27 protein-coding genes are annotated in these 26,213 nt (G+C 31.4%); 21 read left to right on the plus strand and 6 right to left on the minus strand.

The features are described 5' to 3' along the window. Window positions 1–29 precede the first annotated feature (29 nt). From GQ40_RS17245 to GQ40_RS13280, 7 genes are all read left to right on the plus strand, one after another. Window positions 30–983 (plus strand): glycosyltransferase family 2 protein, encoded by a 954-nt coding sequence (locus GQ40_RS17245; RefSeq protein ID WP_052184262.1) that lies wholly within the window; start codon window positions 30–32, stop codon window positions 981–983. An 86-nt stretch (window positions 984–1,069) separates the two neighbouring features. Further along, the gene (locus GQ40_RS13255; protein ID WP_081990218.1) at window positions 1,070–2,059 is read left to right on the plus strand and encodes a sulfotransferase family protein; all 990 of its coding nucleotides are present in this window, start codon (window positions 1,070–1,072) and stop codon (window positions 2,057–2,059) included. 19 nt (window positions 2,060–2,078) lie between these two features. After that, a complete protein-coding gene (locus tag GQ40_RS13260) occupies window positions 2,079–2,840 on the plus strand; it encodes a glycosyltransferase family 2 protein (protein ID WP_047549303.1) in 762 nt (253 codons plus the stop codon). A 38-nt stretch (window positions 2,841–2,878) separates the two neighbouring features. Next, window positions 2,879–4,144: an O-antigen ligase family protein gene (locus GQ40_RS13265; RefSeq protein WP_047549306.1), complete on the plus strand. Its 1,266-nt coding sequence runs from the start codon at window positions 2,879–2,881 to the stop codon at window positions 4,142–4,144. Window positions 4,145–4,176: 32 nt separating this feature from the next. Next, window positions 4,177–4,857: an acyltransferase gene (locus GQ40_RS13270; protein WP_047549309.1), complete on the plus strand. Its 681-nt coding sequence runs from the start codon at window positions 4,177–4,179 to the stop codon at window positions 4,855–4,857. Next, complete coding sequence (locus tag GQ40_RS13275) at window positions 4,850–6,013, plus strand: glycosyltransferase family 4 protein (RefSeq protein WP_047549312.1); 1,164 nt, start codon at window positions 4,850–4,852, stop codon at window positions 6,011–6,013. The genes GQ40_RS13270 and GQ40_RS13275 overlap by 8 nt, the downstream gene beginning before the upstream one ends. A gap of 26 nt (window positions 6,014–6,039) precedes the next feature. Then, window positions 6,040–7,137: a DUF1972 domain-containing protein gene (locus tag GQ40_RS13280; RefSeq protein ID WP_047549315.1), complete on the plus strand. Its 1,098-nt coding sequence runs from the start codon at window positions 6,040–6,042 to the stop codon at window positions 7,135–7,137. A 69-nt stretch (window positions 7,138–7,206) separates the two neighbouring features. On the opposite strand, the gene GQ40_RS17745 is transcribed toward GQ40_RS13280, so the two are convergent. Then, window positions 7,207–7,428, minus strand: a complete 222-nt coding sequence (locus tag GQ40_RS17745) for a hypothetical protein (RefSeq protein ID WP_197052678.1) — start codon at window positions 7,426–7,428, stop codon at window positions 7,207–7,209. A gap of 250 nt (window positions 7,429–7,678) precedes the next feature. Between GQ40_RS17745 and GQ40_RS17750 the strand changes: the two genes are divergently transcribed. From GQ40_RS17750 to GQ40_RS13305, 5 genes are all read left to right on the plus strand, one after another. Continuing rightward, entirely contained in the window at window positions 7,679–8,374 is a 696-nt protein-coding gene (locus GQ40_RS17750; protein WP_231565601.1) for an O-antigen ligase family protein, read from the plus strand. Between the two features lie 85 nt (window positions 8,375–8,459). Continuing rightward, the gene (locus GQ40_RS13290) at window positions 8,460–9,803 is read left to right on the plus strand and encodes an exopolysaccharide biosynthesis polyprenyl glycosylphosphotransferase (RefSeq protein ID WP_047549321.1); all 1,344 of its coding nucleotides are present in this window, start codon (window positions 8,460–8,462) and stop codon (window positions 9,801–9,803) included. A 17-nt stretch (window positions 9,804–9,820) separates the two neighbouring features. Further along, window positions 9,821–11,137, plus strand: coding sequence for a UDP-glucose dehydrogenase family protein (locus GQ40_RS13295; protein ID WP_047549323.1), 1,317 nt, complete (start codon window positions 9,821–9,823; stop codon window positions 11,135–11,137). After that, on the plus strand, window positions 11,130–12,113 hold the full coding sequence (locus GQ40_RS13300; RefSeq protein ID WP_047549326.1) for a UDP-glucuronic acid decarboxylase family protein: 984 nt from the start codon (window positions 11,130–11,132) through the stop codon (window positions 12,111–12,113). The genes GQ40_RS13295 and GQ40_RS13300 overlap by 8 nt, the downstream gene beginning before the upstream one ends. A gap of 4 nt (window positions 12,114–12,117) precedes the next feature. After that, window positions 12,118–13,524, plus strand: a complete 1,407-nt coding sequence (locus tag GQ40_RS13305; RefSeq protein WP_047549329.1) for an exopolysaccharide biosynthesis polyprenyl glycosylphosphotransferase — start codon at window positions 12,118–12,120, stop codon at window positions 13,522–13,524. Here GQ40_RS13305 and GQ40_RS13310 read toward each other — a convergent pair. Then, entirely contained in the window at window positions 13,521–14,684 is a 1,164-nt protein-coding gene (locus GQ40_RS13310; protein ID WP_047549332.1) for a glycosyltransferase family 4 protein, read from the minus strand. The two genes, GQ40_RS13305 and GQ40_RS13310, sit on opposite strands and share 4 nt — an antisense overlap. After that, window positions 14,684–16,000: a phenylacetate--CoA ligase family protein gene (locus GQ40_RS13315; RefSeq protein WP_047549335.1), complete on the minus strand. Its 1,317-nt coding sequence runs from the start codon at window positions 15,998–16,000 to the stop codon at window positions 14,684–14,686. The genes GQ40_RS13310 and GQ40_RS13315 overlap by 1 nt, the downstream gene beginning before the upstream one ends. A 104-nt stretch (window positions 16,001–16,104) precedes the next feature. Here GQ40_RS13315 and purD point away from each other — a divergent pair, with 104 nt between their 5' ends. Then, on the plus strand, window positions 16,105–17,376 hold the full coding sequence (purD, locus tag GQ40_RS13320; protein WP_047549339.1) for a phosphoribosylamine--glycine ligase: 1,272 nt from the start codon (window positions 16,105–16,107) through the stop codon (window positions 17,374–17,376). A gap of 1 nt (window position 17,377) precedes the next feature. Here the strand turns inward: purD and GQ40_RS13325 are convergent, their stop codons facing one another. Further along, window positions 17,378–17,605 carry a DUF6341 family protein gene (locus tag GQ40_RS13325; RefSeq protein ID WP_047549341.1) on the minus strand — a complete coding sequence of 76 codons (228 nt, stop codon included), beginning with the start codon at window positions 17,603–17,605 and terminating at the stop codon, window positions 17,378–17,380. Window positions 17,606–17,702: 97 nt separating this feature from the next. Here GQ40_RS13325 and GQ40_RS13330 point away from each other — a divergent pair, with 97 nt between their 5' ends. Beyond that, window positions 17,703–18,626 carry a DUF6427 family protein gene (locus tag GQ40_RS13330; RefSeq protein ID WP_047549344.1) on the plus strand — a complete coding sequence of 308 codons (924 nt, stop codon included), beginning with the start codon at window positions 17,703–17,705 and terminating at the stop codon, window positions 18,624–18,626. Here GQ40_RS13330 and upp read toward each other — a convergent pair. Then, window positions 18,615–19,274 carry a uracil phosphoribosyltransferase gene (upp, locus tag GQ40_RS13335; protein ID WP_047549347.1) on the minus strand — a complete coding sequence of 220 codons (660 nt, stop codon included), beginning with the start codon at window positions 19,272–19,274 and terminating at the stop codon, window positions 18,615–18,617. The genes GQ40_RS13330 and upp overlap by 12 nt on opposite strands. Window positions 19,275–19,346: 72 nt before the next feature. On the opposite strand from upp, the gene GQ40_RS13340 reads away from it, so the two are divergent. Both GQ40_RS13340 and GQ40_RS13345 read left to right on the plus strand, forming a co-directional pair. Next, window positions 19,347–19,955, plus strand: a complete 609-nt coding sequence (locus GQ40_RS13340) for a DUF4254 domain-containing protein (protein WP_047549350.1) — start codon at window positions 19,347–19,349, stop codon at window positions 19,953–19,955. 50 nt (window positions 19,956–20,005) lie between these two features. Continuing rightward, window positions 20,006–21,028: a glycosyltransferase family 9 protein gene (locus GQ40_RS13345; protein WP_047549354.1), complete on the plus strand. Its 1,023-nt coding sequence runs from the start codon at window positions 20,006–20,008 to the stop codon at window positions 21,026–21,028. Between the two features lie 191 nt (window positions 21,029–21,219). Here GQ40_RS13345 and GQ40_RS13350 read toward each other — a convergent pair whose 3' ends face one another. Beyond that, window positions 21,220–22,275 (minus strand): ferredoxin--NADP reductase, encoded by a 1,056-nt coding sequence (locus GQ40_RS13350; RefSeq protein ID WP_047549358.1) that lies wholly within the window; start codon window positions 22,273–22,275, stop codon window positions 21,220–21,222. A 107-nt stretch (window positions 22,276–22,382) separates the two neighbouring features. Between GQ40_RS13350 and GQ40_RS13355 the strand changes: the two genes are divergently transcribed. The 5 genes from GQ40_RS13355 to GQ40_RS13375 are packed head-to-tail and all read left to right on the plus strand — an operon-like array spanning window position 22,383 to window position 26,104. Beyond that, window positions 22,383–22,721: a PadR family transcriptional regulator gene (locus tag GQ40_RS13355; protein WP_047549361.1), complete on the plus strand. Its 339-nt coding sequence runs from the start codon at window positions 22,383–22,385 to the stop codon at window positions 22,719–22,721. Window positions 22,722–22,736: 15 nt separating this feature from the next. Next, a complete protein-coding gene (locus GQ40_RS13360) occupies window positions 22,737–23,426 on the plus strand; it encodes a hypothetical protein (RefSeq protein WP_047549364.1) in 690 nt (229 codons plus the stop codon). 54 nt (window positions 23,427–23,480) lie between these two features. Further along, entirely contained in the window at window positions 23,481–23,885 is a 405-nt protein-coding gene (locus GQ40_RS13365; protein ID WP_047549367.1) for a DUF2059 domain-containing protein, read from the plus strand. 22 nt (window positions 23,886–23,907) lie between these two features. Beyond that, complete coding sequence (locus tag GQ40_RS13370; RefSeq protein WP_047549370.1) at window positions 23,908–25,386, plus strand: DUF5687 family protein; 1,479 nt, start codon at window positions 23,908–23,910, stop codon at window positions 25,384–25,386. A 10-nt stretch (window positions 25,387–25,396) separates the two neighbouring features. Continuing rightward, window positions 25,397–26,104, plus strand: coding sequence for an ABC transporter ATP-binding protein (locus tag GQ40_RS13375; RefSeq protein WP_047549373.1), 708 nt, complete (start codon window positions 25,397–25,399; stop codon window positions 26,102–26,104). The last annotated feature ends 109 nt before the right edge of the window (window positions 26,105–26,213 follow it).

A 26,213-nucleotide genomic window follows, 5' to 3' on the forward strand; every position in this document is an offset into this window, starting at 1 on the left:
GTATCGATGTTCATTGCAAGCCTTAAATAATGACAAGAAAGTTAAACACTCAAATTGAAAATAACCAATCACTAACGGAACCATTAGTTTCTGTTGTTATAACATCATACAATCAAAGAGATCAGCTTATACGAGCAATAGAGAGCGTATTGTCGCAAAGTTATGATAACATTCAAATTGTTATTGCTGACGATTGTTCATCTAAAGATGATACCCTAGAAGTAATTGAAGACTATAGAAAAACTTATCCAAATAAAATTAAAACCGTATTACAGTCTAAAAATGTAGGAATTCCGAAAAATAAAAATGCTGGTTTTAGAGCCTGTGATGGAGATTATATAACATACCTCGATGGAGACGATTTTTACTATAAAGATAAAATTAAGACTGAGATAGAAACCTTCAAAAATAATGATTGGGCAAAAATTGTTTATTCGAATTTCACATTTACCGATTTTGAAATAATCTCAAATAAATATTGGGCAAAAAGTAGTTTTAAACCTGTAGAAGGAAATATTTTTGAAAAAGTGTTCACTAGAGATTTTCCTTATAGAACATTATATAGGTGTGAGTTGATGAAGAAAGAGGTATTAGAATCTATAAATTATTATGATGAAGATATAAAAGCTTTTCATGACTGGGATTCAAGAATTAGAATGACTAAATTATTTAAAGTAGCGTATAATAATGAATTGGGTTCAGCCTATGTAATGGATCCAGACGGTATTTCTAAAAAATCAAAAGATCAAGTTTTACTCGATGAAATGAAGTATGTTATTTTAAAAAATAATGAATTGATTAATAACATAAATAGAAAAGAAAAAATAGATAAAAAAATTAATACATTTTTCATGTTAACCCAAAGTAGAATTAATAAATCTATAAGTGATACCATAAAATATATATCTAAACACCCATTAAATATTGATGGCTATAAATTATTTGGGAGCCAAGTATTACAAAAATTTAATCTCAAATCTTAATTTCTATTTTCATACTATCACTTTTAGGGTTTTAGTAACATTATTGGCCTTTAGTCATTGATCATAGTTTTAATTTATAACATTTTATGAAATCTCCGATATTTATATTTTCTATGCCAAGAGCAGGTTCTACATTATTGCAGAGAATTTTACTTAGTCATAAATCTATAGGTGGAACAGCAGAGCCATGGTTGTTACTACCTTTGATATATATGAAAAAAAATCAAGGTGTCATTTCAGAGTATTCTAGTAGGCTATCTCATAAAGCCATTAATGACATGTTAGAAGAAACGTCTTGCTCTGACGAGTTTTTTTATAAACAAGTACGAGTGTTTGCTAATGGCTTTTATGGTAAATCATTAAAGGATGAGGAGATTTTTTTTTTAGATAAAACACCTAGATACTATTTTATTATTGATGAAATTTATGAGGTGTATCCAAATGCGAAATTTATTTTTTTATTTAGAAACCCAACCCACATTTATGCCTCAATATTATCTACATGGTGTCAAAACAACTTTCTAAAACTTTATGGCAGTCATAATGATTTAACCGAAGGGTTTAATAAAATAAGTCAAGCCTATCTAAAACATAAAAACAAAAAAAATACAATTGGAATAAAATATGAGGATTTGGTTTCTAATCCTGATAAATTGATAAAAGAACTACAAGAGTTTTTAGAATTGGAATATGACGAAAAACTTAAAGATAATTTTATACATTCTAAGATTGATACTGAAAATATAAAAAATCTGGGAGATCCTACAGGAGTAAAAATGTACAAGTCAATTAGTAAAGACACATTACATAAATGGGAAAAAGTTTTTAATACGAGATTTAGAAAACGAATTCTCAAACGATATATAAACAACAATATAACCAATAGCAATTTGGTTGCCCAAGGTTATGATAAGTCAAGAATATTAAATGAGATTGATATGCTAAATAATAAAGGAAAATTTAATCCATTGAAAGACATGTTGCAATATCTAGGTTACAAATGTATTATTAGATTTAATTTGTATAATTACAAGTCGAAAGATATGGATTGGACAAAAAAAAGATTCATGTCTTAACAGTCTTTAATTTCTTAAAATGACTTTTACAATTATAACAGCTACTTACAACAGTGAAAAGACGATAGCAAGATCTCTAGACTCATTGCTCAATCAAACATTATTAGATTTTGAGTATATTATAATTGACGGAAATTCTAAGGATGGTACTTTAAATATCTTAAAATCGTATGAGTCTAAATTCAAAGAAAAGGGTTTAACATTTGCTTGGTTCTCTGAACCTGATTCGGGTATATATGACGCATGGAACAAGGGTCTCAAATACGCTAAAGGCGATTGGATTTCTTTTTTAGGTTCTGATGATTACTACTTAAATGATGCCTTAGAAAATTATTTTAAATTGCTCAGTATTAGTGATAAACCATTAGATTGGATTTACTCCAACGTCTTGTTTGTTAAAGGCGAAAACAATAAAAGGCTTTTAAATTCAGTTTGGAGTTGGAAAGATTTCCGAAGAAATATAAAAATAACTCCTGCACACGTTGGGTCATTTCACAATAAGTTGTTCTTTAAAACCTACGGAGTATATGATACAACTTATAAAATAGCTGGTGATTACGAAATTTTATTAAGACCCAAGAGTCATTTAAAAACTGCTAAAATTGAAATTACAACAGCAATTATGGATGGTGGTGGAGTGAGCAATAATATGATTAAAAAAGTTTTTGGAGAAACACTAAGAGCTAAAAGAGAAACAGGAGGAGTGAGTTTATTCCTTTGTTACTTTGATTATTATATGTCACTTCTAAAGTTTAAAATTAAGAGTATATTGAATCGCTAAATATAGTTATTTGCCAATAAAAGATTAGCTTGCAATTAATGAAGATAAAATTAGATTTCATACAGAAAACAGTCTTAGCAGGTCTTCTGATTGCTCCACCATTAATATTCTCTATCGAAGTAAATATTATTTTAATTTCTTTGGTTTCTTTTTTTGTATTTGCAAATATAAGCAGCTTGTATACTAAAGCATTAATAAACTTAATAGCGCCTCTAGTAGTAATTTTTTTAATTGCTATTTTCTCCTCTATTTTCTTTTCAAGTAAAATTTTTGATATTATTAAAGACCTCTTTTTTTTAGCAAAACCCGTGCTATACATTATTGTTGGATATTATTTGGTTAGTAAAATTAAAAGTAAAGATTACTTATTTAGAGTTATAATATATTCAGGTGTATTTTTTGCAATTATTCATTTGTGCCTAACCATATATTTTTTAATGGGCCATGATTTTAATGTCAATAGAGTAAGGGACTTTGCTGGACGAGGAAATGCGCTAGAAGTATTTGCACTTATCATACTATTGTCAAAAAAAGGAAAAATTCTATTTCATTTCAAATCAAAATATAAAAAGCTCATTATTACTCTACTAATTGTATCTTTTATTTTTTATTTTTCAAGAACAATTACCGTCTCATTTATAATTTTATTTTTAGCTATAAATGGTTATTTGGCCATCACTAGGAAGGGCCTGTTTTACATGTTTGGCTTTTTTATTTCTGTGATATTATTTTATGCTTATTTATTTTCTACAGACCTTGAACGAGGAGCAGATGGTATTGAAGGTTTTCTGTATAAGATAAAAATTGCTCCTGCCGAGATATTTTCGTCGGAGATTGATGTAGAAGATCATAGAGACTTATGGGATCATTGGAGAGCATATGAGGCTAAAAAAGCATTTGAACAATTAGAAGATACACCTTGGAGTTTGGGAATATTACATGGAAAAGGTGTTGGGTCACTAGTAGATCTTGAGTTTCTGGCACCTTTAGATCGAGATGGAATCCGCTATATTACTACGCTTCACAACGGTTACGCCTATATTGCTTTCAAAGCAGGTGTTTTAGGACTTGCATCTTTTCTTGTATTTCTTTTAATGCTATATTTTCAAGTGTATAAAAAAGAAAAAAATAATAAAGCTAGAATTATTAATAATCTCTTATCTGGAATTGCTATTTATTACCTATTTATCACATTAATTGTTTCTGGAGTTTACAACCCAAGAGATTTTGGTGGATTAATAATTGGAGGACTTTTATATTTAAACTATTATTACACCTCAAATAATACGTTAAAGGATGCTTGACAAGCTTTTAACCATTAGAATTTTAGCAAATAATGCTTAAAAACATACTACAAGAGCTACTTATTAAGTTTGGTAAATCATATTCTTTGGACGAAAAGATCTCAAATAAATTGATTCTATCTTTCTTGTTTTCAAGACTATTTATGATGTTAAGAGGTATATTTAAAACAAAAAGAAAAGTTTTTGTTGGATCCAAGACTCAAATATTAAATTCAAAAAATTTTAAGTTTGGACATAGTTGCACAATTGAGAAAAATGTATTTATAGACTGTTATGCAAGTAAAGAAATAACTTTTGGTAATGTGGTAAAAATTGGGGCCTTTTCAACAATTAGCACTACTAGTCATTTATCTAAATATGGGATTGGTTTAGAAATAGGAAATAACTCTGCTGTAGGTGAATATTCATATTTTGGATGCTCAGGAGGGATAAAAATAGGCAATGATGTAATAATGGGACAGTATATTAGTTTTCATTCAGAAAATCACATCTTCTCTAATACAAATCAGCTTATTAGAGAACAAGGAGTGACATCAATTGGTATAGAACTAGGGAATAACATTTGGGTAGGTTCTAAGGCTACATTTTTAGACGGTTGTAAAATTGGAGACAACTCTGTAGTCGCAGCAGGTTCTGTTGTAAAGGACGTATTTCCCCCAAACGTAGTAATTGGCGGTGTACCTGCAAAAATAATCAAACAAATCAATGCCTAAAACCATACTTTACATACATCAATCTGCAGAACTTTATGGCTCAGATAAAGCTCTATTCTATTTGGTTAAAGGTATTTCTGCAAAACAAAAATTTAATCCCATCATAGTGCTTCCAAATGACGGTCCATTAAAGGACCTTTTAGAAAGCCATAATATAAGGGTCATTATATTTCCTGTTATTAAAGTATCAAGAAGTATGTTCAAACCGTTAGCATTGATCAAGCTTCCTTTTACCATATTAAGAACAACCAAGGGCTTGAATAAAATCTTAAAAAATGAATCAATTGACCTTATTCATTCTAATACATTGGCGGTTTTGTTAGGTGGATTTTACGCAAGACGTTACAAAATTAAACATATATGGCACGTACATGAAATAATAAAGAAACCAAAAATAGTTAGTTTTTTTTATCCTTTAATAGTAAGGTTACTGTCACAACAAGTTGTTTTTAACTCTAAAGCGTCAAAGGATTTTTTATGTAAAGACAATAAAGCTTTAGAAGAGAAATCTATAGTTAACTTAAATGGTATTGATAGAGATGTTTTTTTTACCTCTGAAAAAGAAATAATTAAAACCAGAAACAAATTATTTAATGCAAATAAAGATGATATAGTTTTAGCTCTTGTAGGAAGGATTAGCAAGTGGAAAGGACAACATCTATTATTGGATGCATTCGTCAAGTGTAGAGTCAAATATAAGAACCTTAGATTGATTTTTGTAGGTTCAGCCCCTCCAAATCAAGAGCATTTATTAGAAGATTTAAATAATAAAATTGAAATTTATAATTTGCAAGAGTATTGTAAAATCATACCTTTCAGAAAAAACATATGGAATATATGGGATAGTATAGACATTGCGGTCGTACCCTCAACAGAGCCAGAACCTTTTGGTTTGGTTGCATTAGAAGCAATGTTAGCAAAAAAACCAGTTATAGCTGCAAAACATGGTGGTTTAAAAGAAATCGTAGATGAAGATAAAACAGGTTTTTTCTTTAAACCAAATGACAGTAAAGACCTTTCAAAAGTTATTAAACAATTAGTAGAAGATAAATCTAGAATAATTGATTTAGGTTTAAAGGGTAGTGAAAAAGCTATAAAAGATTTTTCATTGACTAGACATATCAATCAATTTGTCCAAATTTATGATAAGATGTAATTTTATCCGAAAATGAAAGAATTATAATGAAAATAGGAATATTAGGAACAAGAGGCATACCAAACCACTATGGAGGATTTGAACAATTTACAGAGTTTTTTGCTGTTTATCTTGCCCAAAAAGGATATGATATATACGTTTATAGTTCCAGCCTGCATAAATACAAACAAAAAACATTTAAAGGCGTTAAATTAATTCATTGTAAAGATCCAGAAGACAAACTAGGAACTTTTGGCCAGTTTATTTACGATTTCAATTGCATCAAAGACTCTAAAGAACGTGACTTTGACGTCTTATTACAATTAGGATATACAAGTAATACCATCTGGCACAGGTTACTTCCCAAAAAACCTGTAATTATTAGTAACATGGATGGTCTCGAGTGGAAACGTTCTAAATATTCTCCACCAGTAAGACGATTTTTAAAATATGCTGAAAGATTAGCGGTTAAATCTAGTGATTTCTTAATATCAGATTCTGTAGGAATACAAAACTATTTAAAAAAAGAATATAATGCAGATTCTGAATATATAGCTTATGGTGCAGAATTATTTGAAAATCCAAACATAGAGGTTTTAAAACATTATGATGTAGAAGCCTCTAATTATAATATGTTAATCGCGAGATTTGAACCAGAAAATAACTTGGAAATAATTTTAGATGGTGCAGCATTATCTAACAAAAAAATACCATTTCTAGTTGTTGGTAAACACGATGTAAATAAGTTTGGAGCATATCTTAAAAATAAATTTAAAGATGTAGACCACATCAGGTTTATGGGAGGTATTTATAACATAGAACATTTAAATAATTTAAGGTTCTACTCAAAATTATATTTTCATGGCCATTCGGTAGGAGGAACCAATCCTTCTTTATTAGAAGCAATGGCATCTAAAGTTTTAATGATTGCTCATAACAATGAGTTCACAAAGTCAATTTTAGGGGATGATGCTTTTTATTTCAGCAATAAAAAAGACGTTAAAAACCACATAGAATCACTTAAAAAAGATGATCATTTAGACAAAATAGAAAACTGTTATAAAAAAATAGAGAACAATTTTAAGTGGGAACTAATCAATAAAAAGTATTTGGATTTTTTACATGAATGCGTTAAAAAGAATTAAAACTAAGATCAATTCTCTTGAGTTTTTGATGTACTTACTAGGTATTTCATTGTCAACATTATTGATAGGTTATGCTCCAAGTGGAATAGCACTTGGGCTTTTTGTCTTTTTCTCAATACGATATGCTTTTTTAAATAGAATAGGTTTTAAAATCCAACTTCCGTTATTGCTACCAGTTTTGTTATATATTCTATTTGTATTGTCTATGATATGGTCTGTAGATAGAGCGCAAACTCTTAAAGGTCTAGAGCGAACAGTCTCGCTTCTTCTAGTGCCAATTGCTTTTGCCATAATTCCAAAGATAAATAAAAAAGAATTTAAAATTGTATTGAGCCTATTTACTGTTTCCAACTTTATGATTGGATGTTTTTTTTTAGTTGTAGCAACTTTTAATTATATAAAAACCAAAACATTAGATGCTTTTACTTATCATGATCTTGTTTCAATTTTCGATTTGAACGCCATCTATGTTTCGTTAATATTTGCTACAAGTTTATTTTATTTAGTGTCCCTAAAGAACCGCACATTAATGAATAAAATCATGATAGTGTTCTTTTTACTCTTTCTTTTTTTACTGTCCTCAAAAACTATACTATTTGTCATTTGCATTGGAATATTAATTTATTTGTTCAGTTTTAGATTCTCAAAGCTCAACAGAAAAAAAATGCTAGTATCTTCTATAATAGCAATTTTTATCATTGGTATAAGCTCAATAACACTTTCTGAGCGTTTTCTATTTGAAAAACACAGCAGATTCAACGAAGTACTTGAGAAAGATTATTTTGGCAAGGTTTACTATTGGACAGGAAGTTCTATACGCTTATTTCAACTTAGAATTTTAAAAGAGCAAATAGAAGAAGAAAAAATTTTATTGGGAGGATTTGGTTTATTTGCCTCTAAACAAAATATGGTGCAACGACACAAAGATTATGATACTTACTTTAAGTTTCACCATTATAATTACCATAACCAATATGCGCAAATAGTATCTGAAGTTGGGATTTTTGGATTGATTAGCATAATTTCAATTTTATTGAGCTGTTTATTGAGAGGAATAAAATCAAAAGATTATCTATTAATTATGTTTAGTATAATGATGATTTTTGTGTTTTTTACTGAAAGTATTTTATGGAGACAGAGAGGACTTTTTTTATTTATAATCTTATATTGCTTACTATATAGGATTTCATCTCAAGCTCAAAAGATTAACCCTAATATAAAGTCCTTTAAAACTTGATTTGCTAAACGAGTTGGAATCTACCTTTCAATTAGTGATATTTTATATATTAAATTATATTTGCCCTATAGAAATATGAATTTATATGGCAAAAGAAGCAGGATACTCTAGTTTAATAAGGCCCTCTTTATATACCTTAGATTTATTGATTATAACCATTTTGTCATTCTTCTTCTTGACCGAAAATTTAATTGATATTGCTTTAGTTGTAACATTTTGGTTTATTTTATCAATGTTATTTTCTTTTTATGAGGTCTATAGATTTACCAAAATAATTAAGATAATCTCTCTTCTTTTTAAGCAAACTCTTTTATTTTCATTGGTGATAATGTCATATCTTTATATCAACCAACAATATATATATTCGGCAGTTATATTAAAGTATTTTTTTTTAATTCTAGTTGTTCTTTTTAGTTGGCGGTTGATAATTTTTTTTCTATTTAGAAAATATAGAGTAGTTACAGGTAGCAATTATAAGAGAGTTGTTATCATTGGTGCAAACAAATCAACTAAAAATCTGCAAGATTTTTTCAATAAACAACCCGCATATGGCTATAAGTTTATGGGTTTTTTTACTGATTTAGAAAACCAAGAAAAAAAGGGAACTATCAAAGAAAGTTTTGATTACATAATTAATAATAATATTGACGAAATATACTGTTCTATTAAAGATTTACCTATCAACACGGTAAAAGAGTTCATTGAATTTTGTGATGTAAAATTAAAAACGCTAAAATTCATACCAGATAACAAGGGCTTATTTGCTAAAAATCTACATTTAGATTACTATAATATTACACCCATCCTTTCTTTGAGAGCTGTTCCTCTTGATGATCCTTTAAAAAGTGGTTTAAAAAGAGGTTTTGATATTATTTTCTCTCTTTTTATAATATGCTTTCTCCTTTCGTGGTTAATACCTATTTTAGGCCTTATTATAATGTTAGAAAGTAAAGGGCCCATTTTTTTTCAGCAGAATAGACCAGGAATTAACGAAAGAGGATTTTTATGCTACAAATTTCGGTCTATGAGTATAAATTCTAGATCAGAAGAATCAGCGACAAGAAATGATTTGAGAGTAACGAAAGTTGGAAAGTTCATTAGAAGAACAAGTATAGATGAGCTACCGCAATTTTTTAACGTATTATTTGGCTCAATGTCTGTAGTTGGACCAAGGCCTCATTTATGGAAACAAAACGAATTGTATGGCACCAAAATCTCAAAATATATGGTTAGACATGTTGTTAAACCTGGAGTGACTGGATTAGCTCAGGTTAGTGGTTATAGAGGGGAAATAGAAAAAAGAGATGATATAGTCAATAGAACAAAATATGATATATTTTACATTGAAAATTGGTCATTACTCTTAGATTTTAATATTATTGCACGAACCATTTTAAACATCTTCAAGGGAGAAGAAAAAGCTTATTAAATTTTAAATTTTAGATTATGAAAGTATCAGTAATAGGAACAGGATATGTTGGCTTAGTAACAGGAACATGTTTGGCAGAAACAGGTAATAATGTTTTATGTGTAGATATAGATAGCTCAAAAGTTGACAAAATGAGAAAAGGAGAGGTGCCTATTTATGAACCTCACTTAGATGTTTTATTTCAGAGAAATATTAAAGCTGATAGGTTACACTTTTCAACATCCCTAGAAGAAGGACTTGCGCATGGAGACATTATCTTTTTAGCCTTACCAACACCAGAAGATGAAGATGGATCTGCAGACTTATCATACGTACTAGGTTGTGCAAAAGAAATTGGAAAGCTAATTAAAGACTATAAAGTTATTGTTGATAAAAGTACCGTTCCTGTTGGTACAGCTGGGAAAGTAAGAAAAACTATTGCAGCAAATACAGATGTTGATTTTGATGTCGTTTCTAACCCAGAGTTTCTTAGAGAAGGTTTTGCTGTTGATGACTTTTTGAAACCAGAAAGAATAGTGATAGGTTCAGATTCAGAGAAAGCAATCATATTAATGGAAAAACTCTACAAACCATTCGTGAGATCAGGAAATCCAATAATAGTAATGGATGAAAAATCTGCCGAATTAACCAAATATGCTGCAAATTCATTTTTAGCGACAAAGATCACTTTTATGAATGAAATTGCTAACTTTTGTGAAAAAGTGGGAGCTGATGTAGATATGGTTAGAGCTGGTATGGGAACAGACTCAAGAATTGGAAAAAGGTTTTTGTTCCCTGGCATTGGATACGGTGGATCTTGCTTTCCAAAGGATGTTAAAGCGCTACATAAATCAGGAGAAGATGTTGGATATAAATTTAATATTTTAGAATCTGTGATTAATGTAAATGATACTCAGAAAACAGTATTGATCCCTAGGATAGAATCTTACTTTAAAAACGATTTAAATGGCAAAACATTTGCAATTTGGGGATTGGCTTTTAAACCTGAGACGGATGACATTAGAGAAGCACCATCAATTTATATTATCAATGAACTAATTAAAAAAGGAGCAAACTTAAAAGTATTTGATCCTGAAGCCATAGAAAATGTAAAGCACAAATTTGGTAATAAAATTGAATATGCAAACCACATGTATGATGCTGTCAAAGATGTCGACGCATTAATTATTTGTACAGAATGGAGTATTTTTAGAACACCAGACTTCAATAAATTAAGAAATGAAATGAAAAACCATGTTATTTTTGATGGGAGGAATTTATATGATGTTAAAGAAATCAAAAACGAAGGATTCTATTATAGTTCAATAGGCAGACAAGTACAACAAAATGAGTAGAATTTTAATAACTGGAGCAGCAGGTTTTTTAGGATCACACTTGTGTGACCGATTTATAAAAGAAGGTTATTCTGTTCTAGGAATGGATAATTTCGTTACTGGTGATCCAAGAAATTTAAAGCATTTAGTAAATCATTCATTATTTGACTTTATAAAGCATGATGTCACAAAATTTATAGATATCGATGGTAAATTAGACTTTATTTTACACTTTGCATCTCCAGCAAGTCCAATAGATTATTTAAAGATCCCTATTCAAACGCTCAAGGTTGGATCGCTAGGAACTCATAATCTATTAGGCTTAGCTCGAGCAAAAAAAGCTAGAATGTTAATTGCATCAACATCTGAAGTCTACGGAGATCCACTTGTTCATCCTCAAACAGAAGATTACTACGGAAACGTAAATACTATTGGTCCAAGAGGTGTTTACGATGAAGCTAAGCGTTTTCAAGAATCTATAACAATGGCTTATCATCGTTTTCACGGAGTTGAAACAAGGATTGTACGTATATTTAATACTTATGGTCCAAGAATGAGATTAAACGATGGTAGAGTTATCCCTGCATTTATGGGACAAGCTTTAAGAGGTGAAGATTTAACAGTTTTCGGAGATGGATCTCAAACACGCTCATTTTGCTATATTGACGATCAAGTAGAAGGGATCTATAGATTGTTATTAAGTGATTATGTATTTCCAGTAAATATTGGTAATCCAAATGAAATATCAATAAGTGATTTTGCAGAGGAAATAATAAAGCTTACCAATACAACCCAAAAAGTTGTTTATAAAGATCTTCCCTTTAATGATCCAATGCAACGTAAACCGGACATTACATTGGCTAAAAAGTTGTTAGATTGGGAGCCTAAAGTGCAGAGAGCTGAAGGTATGAAACGCACTTTTGACTATTTTAAAAATTTATCTAAGGAAGACCTGCATAGAAGCGAGCACAAAGATTTTACAGAATATATAACATAAACCAATGGAGTTTAAGCGTGGAAGGTATTCATGGATTTTAAGGCCCATACTCATTGTTTACGATATATTTGTATTAAACTTTTTTGCTTACACATTATTAAATTTTAATGACGAAAACCTTTACTTTTTTTCTTTAAAATTTTTTAACAATAAAAACTTACTCTTTTTAATTTATTCAATAATTTTTTGGTTGGTTTCAACATACTTTATAAAATTCTATAAGGTATATAGATACACATCTTTGCTAGATATACTATCATTAATAGTAAAGCAGTTTTTTACCTTCGGAATAATAACTTTTGCTTTTGAAGGAGCGTTTAGAAGTATAAATATTTCAGTCTTTGAAACTTTAAGATATTTGCTCTACGCGTTCACAGCTATTTCATTAATTAAGCTCTTTAGTTACTACATTTTGAAATCTGTGAGGATTTATCTTAAAGGAAATCTAAGAAACATAGTGGTGATTGGTAGTGGAGAAAGTGTAAAGCAATTAAAAAGAATATTTTCAGATAAAAGGGAACTTGGTTATAAAATTGTTGGAGTTTTTAATAATGATATTAAAAACAATGATGGCAACATTAAAGACAGTTTTAAATTTATTGAGAATAACCAATCTATAGATGAAATTTATTGCGCAATAGATGAGTTATCAGAGAGACAAATTAATGAGTACGTAAGACATGCAAATTTAAATCACTGTAACATAAAGTTTATTCCCAACACAAATAAACTTTTTACTAAAAGATTAAAAATAGATTTTTATAATTATGTTCCAGTATTATCAATCCAAGAGGTAGCTTTAAATAAAGAATTTAATAAGTTCATTAAAAGAAGTTTTGATATTGTTTTCTCTTTATTAATTATAATTTTTGTTCTCTCTTGGTTATCTGTTATACTTTTCATTCTAATTAAATTAGAATCTAAAGGGCCCCTTTTGTATCAACATAAAAGAACTGGAATCAATTACAAAGTATTTTATTGTTATAAGTTTCGTTCTCTTACCATAACAAAGGAAATTAAAGGAACTTATGTAAAGAAAAATGATAAGAGAGTTACTAAAATTGGTAAGTTTTTAAGAAAAACAAGCTTAGATGAGATACCCCAATTTATTAATGTCCTCAAAGGCGACATGAGCGTTGTAGGGCCAAGACCACATATGCTTTCTTATACGGAGGACTATTCAAAAAAAATTAATAAATACAACTTTATTTTTAGACATAATGTTAAGCCAGGTATAACCGGCTTAGCTCAAATTAAAGGTTATCGTGGAGAGATCAAGTTTGATAAAGACATTATTAATCGAATTAAGTATGACATATTTTATATAGAAAATTGGTCATTGCTGCTAGATTTTAAAATTATAGGTCAAACTATAATAAATTTTTTTATTGGAGACGACAAAGCCTATTAAAGCAGTTTTTTTAATTCATCCAATTGAGATCCAAAATTGAATGTTCTTATTGCAGTTTGCTGGATACCCTTTTTTCTTTCTTCGGAAATTTCCCCAACCTCAATCCTCGAGATTACACGATTCAAATCTTTATAATCACCAGGTCTTGCAATCCAGCCCAAATTATTTTCCTCGACCACTCGCTCACCTTCACCACCTCCAAAATAGAGCATTGGGAGTCCCAAATGTGCATATTCAAATATTTTAGAAGGTACACTTCCGTAGATTCTATTTAAGAGCGGTATAACCGTAATACCGTACTCCATCAACAGTTTATGAAGCTCATCTCGAGTAACTCTTCCGTAGAAAAAAATGGGTAAATCAGGGTTTTGGGAAATAAAACCCTCAATTATTTTCTGCTCAGCACCAGACCCGTAAATATGAAATTCTATGCGAGAATAATCTAGCTCTTTGCACAATTTATAAATCCCTTGGGCAATCCCCAAAAGCCCAGCATAAACGATTCTTAATTTTCCATTAGAAGTAGTTTTCTTAATTTCCGGAGGATTAAAAGCAGGAAAATTTCTGTATAAAAACGTTTTTTTCTTCGGAAACATAGAACAAACATGGGTTAAAATCTCTTCACTTTGACCCAAAATCAAACTTGAATTCTTGTAATTATAGCGCTCAATTTTTTCTAATACTCTATAACTAAAGTTATTTTTAAAAGCGCCCAATTCTAAACCAGCGATAGGCCAAAGGTCACTCACATTCAATATGAGATTTCTTTTTTTGCTCTTTAAAAAAAACACGCAAGTAAAAGCAACCAACAAAGGTGGAGATTGAACAATTACTGTTTTTGGGATATTGTTCCACATAAAAAACCAAATCAAACTAAAGCTGTAAGAGAGCATCGCGATTAAACGCAACAATTTGTTTTTTGAGTTGCTGGCAAAAATCCAAAGGCGATTGATGGTAATATTTTTTTCTTCGGAAACGTGCTTGAATTTACCCTTAAAACCATCAAAAATTTGACCAGTCGGGTAATTTGGCAAAGGCGTCAATACGGTAATATTAAAATGATGTTTCTGTAAACCATCTGCCAACTGAAAGATTCGGTTGGATGCTGCTCCAATTTCTGGAGGAAAATAACTTGTGATTATTAGTACGTTTTTACCCATTATGTTGAGGTTACAAAGGAGGTGAACTGTTTTAATTTTCCACTTTTAGAGCGTTTTAAAACGTCTCGCCTTTCAAAAGAAATAGTTAATCCGTTTTCCAAATACCTCTCCATTTCATTAACAATTCCTAATTTTATTTCTTCCGTAAGTGATTCTTCACTAACATAAATAACTTTAAACAAATGTTTCTCTAATTGCTCGATAATAAACTCTTTAACCTTGCCATCATCTTCAATAATACTTTTGGTGATATAATAAAAAGTGAGGCCTGCAGCTTTTCTTCCGCTAGGTAAAATGGCAATATCATTGGTTCTACCAACAAGTTTTTCTAAAATGGGCTTTTGTAAAGTACTATTTTGAGAAATTACTCCAATATCACCAATATCATATCTAATAAATGGGTGTGCCTTATTGTAAAGTGAGGTGATGACAATACGACCTTCGGTCCCATGTGACAACACTTTATCATCATCATCCAGAATTTCTATAAACAACGTTTCACTGTTAAGTTGCCAGTCATTATTTGGATTTTGAAATGCAATTAAATCCAATTCTGAAGCTCCATATTCGTTAATCACTGGTACTCCAAATTGATGTTGCATAAGCACTTTATCGTTTTCAAATAACATTTCCGAAGTTACGACACACGCCTTTAAACTTGGACAAACTGAAATTAAACAAATAGATTTTCGCTCCAAAAATTTAGCAAACTGAACAATAGAACTCGTATAGCCATTTATATAATCAAAAGCTGTAGACCTAAATTTTTGTAAGGTTTTTTCAAAGGCATCATCACTCAAATCAAATACCGAAAACCGATATCGCTTACTCAACCTATCCTTAAAACGTTCTTTGTAATATCCTTTTTTGTCTAAGGGGATTCCGTAAAACCGACCTTGCTTAGAGGTATTGAAATCCAATCCAAACCAACTAAATCTATTTTGAATTACAGCCCAAGTCATAGCGTGGCAAAATTTATCTTTTGCAAAAATAAAAGGGTCTCCCGATGATCCTGAGGTTTTATTAATATAAACATCCTTAACATTAAAACCAGCTGAGAGTCTCTTCTCAAGAGGTTGTTGTAAATCTTTTTTTGTCATTACAGGTATGGATTCCCAATCTTTGGAGTCTGCTTGACGAGCTAAAGATTGATAAAACGCAGTGTTTTTTAGGTGATAGTTTACAATTTCAGCACGTTTTTTGTCTAAAAACGTTTTAAATTCAATGTCGTCTTTTTTTTGGATTTCAGCCAATTCCTTTTTCGCTTTCTTTAGGGGATAGCCATTTAATTGCAATGAAAAATCAAAAATATTCAAAGAATACTAGGGTTTGTGTTTGATGTAAAGTAAAGAAAAAAAGTTTTGTTTAGAAACTTCGAAACCCTTAAAAACAATTATTTTTACGCAAACAAATTAAAAGCATGACAATTTTAATTCTCGGTTCTGGCGGTAGGGAACATACCTTCGCTTGGAAAATAGCTCAAAGCCCTTTATGTAAAAAACTATTCGTAGCTCCAGGCAACTCTGGCACTGCGCAAATAGCGACAAATGTTGACATTAAAGTGACCGACTTTGATGCTATTAAATCCCTAGTATTGGAACATAAAATCGAAATGGTTGTTGTAGGTCCAGAAGATCCTTTGGTACTCGGTATCCATGATTTCTTTTTAAATGATGACACCTTAAAGCATGTTGCGGTTATTGGTCCACAAAAAGCTGCTGCAGAGCTAGAGGGCAGCAAAGAATTTGCAAAAGAATTTTTATATAGACACAACATCCCAACTGCAGCTTACCAAAGTTTTAACGCAAACAATGTTGAAGAAGGCTATAAATTTCTTGAGACCCTAAATGCACCTTACGTTTTAAAAGCAGATGGTTTGGCAGCAGGAAAAGGCGTGCTCATTTTAAATGATTTAGCTGAAGCTAAAGCAGAACTAAAAAGCATGTTGCTAGACGCCAAGTTTGGTGACGCCAGCAAAACAGTAGTCATAGAAGAGTTTCTCGACGGAATTGAACTGAGCTGCTTTGTACTAACCGATGGTAAAAATTACAAAATTCTACCAACCGCAAAAGATTATAAGCGTATTGGCGAAGGAGATACAGGTTTAAATACTGGTGGTATGGGAGCGGTTTCTCCAGTGCCTTTTGCAACAGAAGAGTTTTTAAATAAAATTGAAGAGCGAATTGTGAAACCAACAATTTCCGGACTTCAAAAAGATAATCTTCCTTACAAAGGATTCGTGTTTATAGGTTTGATCAAAGTTGGTGACGACCCTAAAGTAATTGAGTATAATGTGAGAATGGGAGATCCAGAAACCGAAGTTGTTCTACCTAGATTAAAAACAGATTTGGTTGATATTTTCAGAGCTATTTCCGAAGAAAAACTCAATGAGATCGAGCTGGAAATAGATGAAAGAGCTGCAACAACTGTAATGTTAGTGTCTGGTGGTTACCCAGAAGCTTATGAAAAAGGAATGGAAATTACAGGTTTAGAACATGTAAAAGAGTCTATTGCTTTTCATGCAGGAGCAACAACAAAAGATGGTAAGATTGTTACTTCTGGTGGGCGTGTTATGGCAATTACATCATATGGAAACACGTACCAAGAGGCCATAAAAAAATCTTATCAAAATATAGATAAACTACATTTTGATAAGATGAATTATCGAAAAGATATTGGTTTCGATTTATAGTTTATAGATAAGAATGTGAAGTGATACTTTTATCTTCTTCGTTGTTATCATTATACTTTTTAAGTTGTAACATCCAATATACGAAGGCTACCATACCAACGATGATAAAAACCCAAGATATTAGATTTGCGGTCCACCAGTTTTCTAACTCTAATGCTCTTAATGCATCAAATGGAGCGAATAATACATTTACAAAAAAATCTTCTATAGCGTAAAAAAAGTCTTTCATTGATTTATTTTTTTCTGAATCTCTTAGCGAGCTTCTTGTGTATAATCATATATTTACAATGCAAAATTACGTATTTTTTTCATTTTAAACTATTGCAATGATTTCAAAATTTTTTAGCAAATCCAAACCAATACACTATATAGTGGTTAGTGTATTGCTATTATTGGTTTTTCTATATGCCAAACTTGAAATTTTTGATCAAGGTGCTAATGTGTTCTTTTTTTCTAAGCAAATAGGCTTATTTCTTATAAGTCTGTTTTCTATTTTTGTATTTGATTTTTTTGTAACTCGTAATGGTCTAACAAAAAAGAACAGTTATAATATTGTTCTTTTTGTATTGTACATTGCTATTTTACCCCAAACACTGCTAAATACTTCAATATTAATTTCAAACTTTTTTATTTTACTGGCACTAAGGCGTATAATAAGTTTAAGATCCCAAAAGGAAATTAAAAAAAAGCTTTTTGATGCATCGTTTTGGGTTGCTTTGGCAACGCTATTTTATTTCTGGTCTTCGGTGTTTTTTGTTTTAATTTTTGCAGCGCTTTTAGTGTATGTGATTACAGATGTCAAAAATTATATCATTCCAATAATCGCAGTTCTAACTGTTGTGATTTTAGTTGTTTCTTATTTTATAATACGAGATTGGGATATTCTTGAGTATGCTCTTGGACTGTTTGACTATAGCTTAGATTTTAGTGCATTAAACTCAAAACGAATTATTATTGGTTCTACATTATTGCTTTCTTTTGGGCTTTGGTCATTATTTTATTACATCAAAAATATTAAGGCTAAAATGAAAAGTTACAGACCTTCATACAAGCTTATTATCTTAACCGCCATATTAGGGTTGTTTATTATAGCTGTTGCACCTTTAAAAAACGGGAGTGAGTTCATTTTCTTATTTGCACCGTTATCAATTATTATGACCAATTATTTAGAAGTCATAAAAGAAAAATGGTTTAAGGAAACATTTCTTTGGGTTATTTTTTTAACGCCAATTGCACTATTAGTGCTGTAGTTTTTTTCCGAAGGCCAAATCACCAGCATCACCCAATCCAGGTACGATATATCCTTTATCACTCAAGTTTTTGTCTATAGAAGCAATCCATAGGTGCGTATCTTTGTGGAAGTGATTATTCACAAAATCAACACCATCTTGAGCTCCAATAACGCTTACCAAATGAATATTTTTTGGAGTACCAAATGGCTTTAAGGCCTCAAATGTTGAAACCATAGATTGTCCTGTTGCCAACATAGGGTCTGCGAGAATAAGGGTCTTGCCTTCTAAGCTTGGACATGCGAGATACTCAACAATGATCTCAAATGATTCTGGGTTTTCTTTATGGTGTCTATAGGCAGAGATGAATGCATTTTCGGCTTCATCAAAATAGTTTAAAAGTCCGTTGTGCAGTGGTACACCAGCTCTCAAAATGGAACATAATACAATATCATCACTGTATATTGAAGTATTGCTTTTGCCTAAAGGAGTTGTAATTGATTTAGGTTTATAATCTAAGGTTTTGCTCATTTCATAGCATAAAACCTCTCCTATACGCTCAATATTTCTCCTAAAACGCATGCGGTCGGTTTGGATATTAACGTCTCTAATTTCAGAAATAAAAGAGTTTAAAATAGAATGTTCTTGAGAGAGATTATGAATGTGCATGGCTGAGAGTTACAATTATGTGTCGCTAAATTTAATAAATACCTATATATTTGTAGTTCAAAACAAGAAATTATGTTTTCAGAAAAGGCAAATAAAATATTTCAGGACGTTATTGCAAAATATCATGTTGTCAATACCGTTGACCAATCATTTACCAATCATTACGATAAGGAGTCCAATTTATTAGAGCATTTATTATACAGAAAATGTTGGATTGACACTGTGCAATGGCACTATGAGGATATCATTCGTGACCCACAAATAGATCCTGTTGCTGCTTTGAAACTGAAACGCCAAATAGATGCATCAAATCAAGATAGAACAGATATGGTGGAGTATATTGATAGTTATTTTCTTGAAAAATATAAAGACGTTACTCCAAAGGCAAACGCAACAATCAATACCGAAAGTCCTGCTTGGGGAATAGACAGATTATCAATTCTCGCACTTAAAATCTATCACATGCATGAAGAGGCGACTCGTGAAAATGCAAGTAGTTCACACAGAGAAGCCTGCCAGAAAAAACTCGACATCCTTTTAGAACAACGCGTAGATTTATCAACAGCAATAGACACACTTTTAGAAGATATTAGCACTGGTGATAAATACATGAAAGTGTACAAGCAAATGAAAATGTACAATGACGACGAGCTTAACCCTGTACTGCGTTCGCAAAAATAATTTGGTGTCATTAAAAGCAAAACAGCTGCATATGACATAATCACTTAATTATGTCAAAAAAACCAAAACACATTTTAGTAATTAGGCTCTCTGCAATGGGTGACGTCGCAATGACTGTGCCTGTTTTGAAAGCCCTTACAACACAATATCCTGAAGTTAAATTAACCGTTTTAACAAAAACGTTGTTCACTCCTTTTTTTAGAAATTTGCCAAACACACAAGTGGTGGTTGCAGATATCAAAAACCAGCACAAAGGGATTTACGGTTTATGGAAATTATCTCGAGAGCTCAAAACACTTCAATTTGATGCTGTGGCAGATTTGCACAATGTCTTGCGAAGTAATATTCTAAACTCTTTTTTCTTCGGAAAGCAAGTCGTACAAATCAATAAAGGTCGCGAGGAAAAAAAGGCTTTAACTAACGGAACATCTTTTAAACAGCTAAAAACCAACCATCAGCGTTATGCAGATGTTTTTGAGTCTTTAGGTTACCCGATAGATTTGAGCAATCCCATTTTTCCGAAGAAAGAAAATCTTAAGCAACAATTTTTAACAGTAATCGGGACCAATGCTAAACCCTGGATTGGTGTTGCTCCATTTGCAGCTTTTGAGGGTAAGATGTATCCGCTGGATTTAATGGAAACTGTGATTAAAGAGCTTTCTAAAGAACATAAAGTACTGTTGTTTGGAGCTAAAAATGAAGAGCAGGTCACGCTAGAAAAAATTGCGACTCAATTTGAAAATGTCATCAATTTAGCAGGACAATTTACATTAGAAGAAGAATTAGACATCATCTCAAATTTGGATCTTATGTTGGCGATGGACTCTGGAAACGCACATATGGCTGCAATGTTGGGCATAAAGGTGGTAACCGTTTGGGGTATTACGCATCCTTACGCTGGTTTTCTACCATTTGGTCACACAATGGATTCTGCAATTTTAGCAGACCATTCTCAATTTCCTAAAATACCAACCTCTGTTTACGGTAACAAAATGCCAGAAGGTTATGAAAATGCCATAAGATCTATTTCTCCTAGCACTATTATTTCAAAGATCAAAACCACTTTAAAATAAAAAGCCTCGCTCTAAAAAAGAACGAGGCATGATTTAGAATATAGATAATCCCTATGATTAAAATCCTAATCTAGAACGAATGTATTTTGATTAAAATTAGTCATGAAATTTACCTAGGATTATATTTAATTTTTTCGACGAAACGACTCTTTTTAAGGTTGAAAATATATTTTTTTCAGATGAAGGGTTAATTATACATCATCGTAATCAACAAATAATGTTGGCGTTGTTGGTTGTGCTTGACACGTTAAAATGAGTCCATCTGCCAATTCTCCATCCGTTAGAATATTATTTTGTCTCATGGTCGCATTTCCTTCGGTAATTTTAGCGATACAGCTACTGCAAATTCCACCTTGGCAGGAATATGGTGCATCAATATCTTCATCTAAAGCTGCTTCTAGAACGGTTTGTTTTTGAGACATTTCAAAGGTAAACGTTTCGTCATCAACGAGAACAGTTACTTTAGTTCTCCCACTAGCAATATTGGTATCGTTTTCAACATTAGGTTTGGCAGCTTTAAAAAGTTCGTAGTGAATACGGTCTTGATCTACGTCATGACCAATCAAAACATCTTTGACCATGTGTATCATAGCTTCTGGTCCACACAAATAATAAGCATCAACATCTATGTGCTTATATTTGTTTTTCATAACGTAGTTGACGGTACTTTGCTCAATTCTTCCAAAAATAGAATCCTCTTCATCGGCTTGGCTAAATACAAACTGTATTGCAAAACGATCTTTATATTGGTGTTGTAGGTCTAATAGTTCGTTTAAGAACATGGTGTCTTTTGTGGTTTTATTTCCGAAGACTAAAATAATCTTACTCAACACTTCTTCTTCCAAAGCACATTTAATGATACTTAAAATTGGAGTAATCCCACTACCTGCAGCAAACAATGCGATATTTTTGGTTTTAGAGTCGTTTGGCTCAAATACAAATCGTCCTTTTGGTGGCGCAACCTCAATTTGATCTCCCTTTTTTAAACGAGTATTTGCAAAAGCAGAGAATGTACCATCTTCAACTTCTTTAACCGCTACTTTGAGTTCGCCACTTTTTGGAGATGTACATAATGAATAATCGCGACGTACTTCATTGCCATTAAGATTGGTTTTTAACGTAATATATTGTCCTGCCTTAAATTGAAAAGTGTCTTTTAATTCCTGCGGAACGTCAAAACTAATGGTAACTGCATTTTCAGTCTCTTTAGTAATATCTTTTATGGAAAGCTTATGAAATTGTGACATAGAAATTTTTTTGTAAAAATAATGAAGCTAAAACATTTTGACATTTATTTCAGTAAAAATTAATACATAAAAAATATATGCATAAGAATATTATGTATATTTGATTTATGGCAAACTCAAAGTTATACAAGGGCAGTTTAGTAACTATAATTTTAAAACTTTTAAAGGAAAGTGATAAGATGTACGGTTATGAAATTACTCAAAAAGTTAAGGAGTTAACTAATGGAGAATTAAAAATTACCGAAGGTGCTCTTTATCCTGCACTCCATAAGTTAGAAGCGGAAGGTTTACTGGACGTCGAGGTTAAAAAAGTAGATAATAGACTTCGCAAATATTATAAACTGACAGAAAAAGGTACGGAAGAAACCGTTAGCAAGATGCAGGAACTCCAAGAATACATAAAAACCATGCAAGTGTTAGTTAACCCTAAATTTAGTATAGAGTAAAAACCTTTTGAATTCATGAAAATTACAGCAAACCAAATACAAGACCTATACAATTTTACACGACTTCATTTTGTGGAGCATTACGATTTACAAACCGAACTTGTCGATCATCTCGCCAATGATATCGAGCATATTTGGGAAGCAAAGCCACAATTGCCTTATGAAGAAGCCAAAACTATAGCTTTCAAAAAGTTTGGAGTCTTTGGTTTTATGGATGTGGTTTCAAAACGTCAAAAAGCAATGGGTAAGCGTTATGTAAAGTTTTTGTGGCATGAATTTAAGGAGTGGTTTACATTGCCAAAGTTATTAATAACGGTAAGCATTTTCATAGCGTGTTATGCAATGTTCTCTTCAGCTTATATGGCTGCGATGCTTATAATTTCTTATAGTTTGATCTTGGTTTGGAGTACTTTTAAGAGCATTAAATTAAATAGACAATTTAGACGTAGAAAAGAAAAAAGCAATAAAAAATGGATGCTCGAAGAAATGATTTTCAGGCAAGCTGGAGGCGCAGGTCTTATTTTGATCTCCCAACTCCCAACTTGGTACAATATCTCTTTAGATCATTCCAATTCCTTTTGGTTCACGTTAGGTGTTTCTGTTTTTACAACGCTCTTTATTATTTATATGTTTGTGAGCCTTGAGCTATTGCCAAACAAAGCCGAAACACTACTAAATAAAACTTATCCGGAATTTAGTTTGTAACAAAAAACCAATCTTTACTACTAATATTTTATAACCATTAATAAAGAAAACTCTATGAAAAAATTACTATTCGTAATCACCTTTATCTGCACACTTACAATACAAGCACAAGATAATTCAGAATTTAAAGCTCAAACAATCGAGTTTATAAAACTTACAGGTGCTGGAGATGCATTTGATAACGCTATTGAGCAAATTGGCGCCATGGTGCCAGAAGACAAAAAAGAGGCATATACCAAAGAAGCTATAGGGACTCTAGATGGTTTATATAGTAAAATGGCAGATCTTTACATGGAAGAATTTACCAAAGAAGAGATTGCACAGTTAGTGACTTTTTATGAATCAGATTTAGGTAAAAAGCTGGCATCTAAACAAGCTAGTTTAACACAATCGGGAATGATGATTGGTCAAACTTGGGGTATGGAATTAACTCAAATAGCCAGTAAGTACAAGAAATAATCAAAACGAAATCAACCAAATAATGAAACTCAAACATTTTCTAAATCTAGAATGGAAACAGTTTCTTCGTTCTGCAAGCTTTAATAAAAGCATTGGGATAAAAATATTAATGATATTTTTTGCCCTTTACTTCATAGTCTCATTTTTAATAATGGGTATTGGCTTATATCCAGCGCTTAAGAAATTTTTTCCAGACCAAGACCCATTGGCTACGCTTAACAGTTATCTTTTCTTTTATATCTTGGCAGATATGCTCATGCGGTTCTTTTTGCAAAAATTGCCAGTAATGTCTGTAAAACCTTTGCTTACATTGCCTATAAAACGCAATAAAGTGGTGCATTATGTATTGAGAAAATCGGCATTTTCATTTTTTAACTGGCTACCATTATTTGCATTTGTGCCTTTTAGCATCATGTTGCTTATAAATGGTTACCCAACAATTTCGGTGCTATTTTGGTTTTTAGCAATAATGGTTGTAACTCTTATCGTAAATTTTCTAAACTTTATAATAGAAAGTTTTTCTTCGGAAAAAGAGCTGTCTTTCCTCCCAATTATTCTATTCGCAGGAAGTTTGTTTGCGCTTAATCATTTTGAGGTTATTTCATTTTCAGAATTAATAGCTAACGCATTTACAGCTATTTATAACAACCCGATTTTTATATTGGTGCCAATACTTATTTTGATTGCACTTTATATAGTCAATTTCAAGATACTGAAATCTAAATTATATCTCGATAGCTCATTAAAAAGCAAGGTTGCTGTGGTTAATGCATCTTCAATGGAATGGACAAAGCGTTTTGGCGATATTGCGCCATTTATGCAATTAGATTTAAAACTCATTTGGAGAAATAAACGACCAAGATCTACCGTATTTTTATTGATATTTGGTTTGCTTTATGGTTTGGTCTTTTATCCAAACCCACAATTTGCAGATTCTCCAATGATTTTTGGGTTTGTAGGTATTTTCGTGACCGGTATTTTCTTGATAAATTTTGGTCAATTTATCCCAGCTTGGGATAGTGGTTATTACAAAATGCTAATGAGTCAAAATATTAAATATGAACAGTATTTAAAGTCTAAATACACGCTCATGATTTTGAGTGTGATTATCATGTTTGTCTTAAGTGTTCCGTATGTTTATTTTGGATGGAAAATATTGGCAGCACATTTTGCAGCAGCATTTTACAACATAGGTGTTAATAGTTACGTGATCATGTTTGGAGGATCTTATAACCGTAAAAAAATAGACCTAAATCAGCGAGCAGCCTTTAATTATCAAGGTACGGGAGCTGTACAGTGGATCATTGGAATTCCGTTAATGATTTTACCAGCAGCTATTTTTGGTTTAACAGCCTTTTTTGTGAATTTCGAAGTAGGATTGCTTGCACTTATTTTGTGCGGTTTAACAGGCATTATATTACATAAAAAACTCATCAAATTTATCACTCAAAAATATTTAGATTCAAAATATAAAATGATTGACGCTTTTAGTCAAGATTAAATAATTTATTATGATAGAAACCACAAACCTTTCAAAATCCTACGGAAATAAAACCGTACTTAAAATAGATAATTTAAGCATTCCAAAAGGTCAAAGCTTTGGTCTTGTTGGAAATAATGGAGCAGGTAAAACAACGTACTTTAGTCTGCTTCTTGATCTCATAAAACCAACTACTGGTTCAATTACAAGCAATAATATTTTGGTTAATGAAAGTGAAGACTGGAAACCGTTCACCTCTGCTTTTATTGATGAAAGTTTTTTAATAGGTTATTTAACACCAGAAGAATATTTTTATTTCATAGGAGATCTTCGAGGTCAAAATAAGGCAGATGTAGATGCGTTGATTGCTCAGTTTGAAGATTTTTTCCATGGAGAAATTCTAGGTCAAAAAAAATACCTCAGGGATTTAAGTAAAGGAAACCAGAAAAAAGCAGGAATCGTAGCAGCTCTTATTGGCAACCCAGAAGTCATTATTCTTGATGAACCCTTTGCAAATTTAGATCCTACAACTCAAATTAGGTTAAAAGGAATTATTAAAAATCTCGCAGAAACACAAGGTGTCACGGTTTTGGTTTCAAGTCATGATTTAATGCACGTCACAGATGTTTGCGAACGTATAGTTGTTTTAGAAAAAGGAGAAGTTGTAAAAGATTTGGCAACTAATGAGGCAACTTTAAAAGAGCTAGAGGCACATTTTTCGGGAACAGAAATGGTTTAAAACCTTTGTAATACATCTAAAAACCTAGCTTTTTGCAGCAATAATTCAAAAAGATGCTTATTTTTACAACGCTACATAATATATGTAAGCGATTATAGTTATAGTATTT

The organism is Psychroserpens sp. Hel_I_66, assembly GCF_000799465.1.
Taxonomy (GTDB): domain Bacteria; phylum Bacteroidota; class Bacteroidia; order Flavobacteriales; family Flavobacteriaceae; genus Psychroserpens.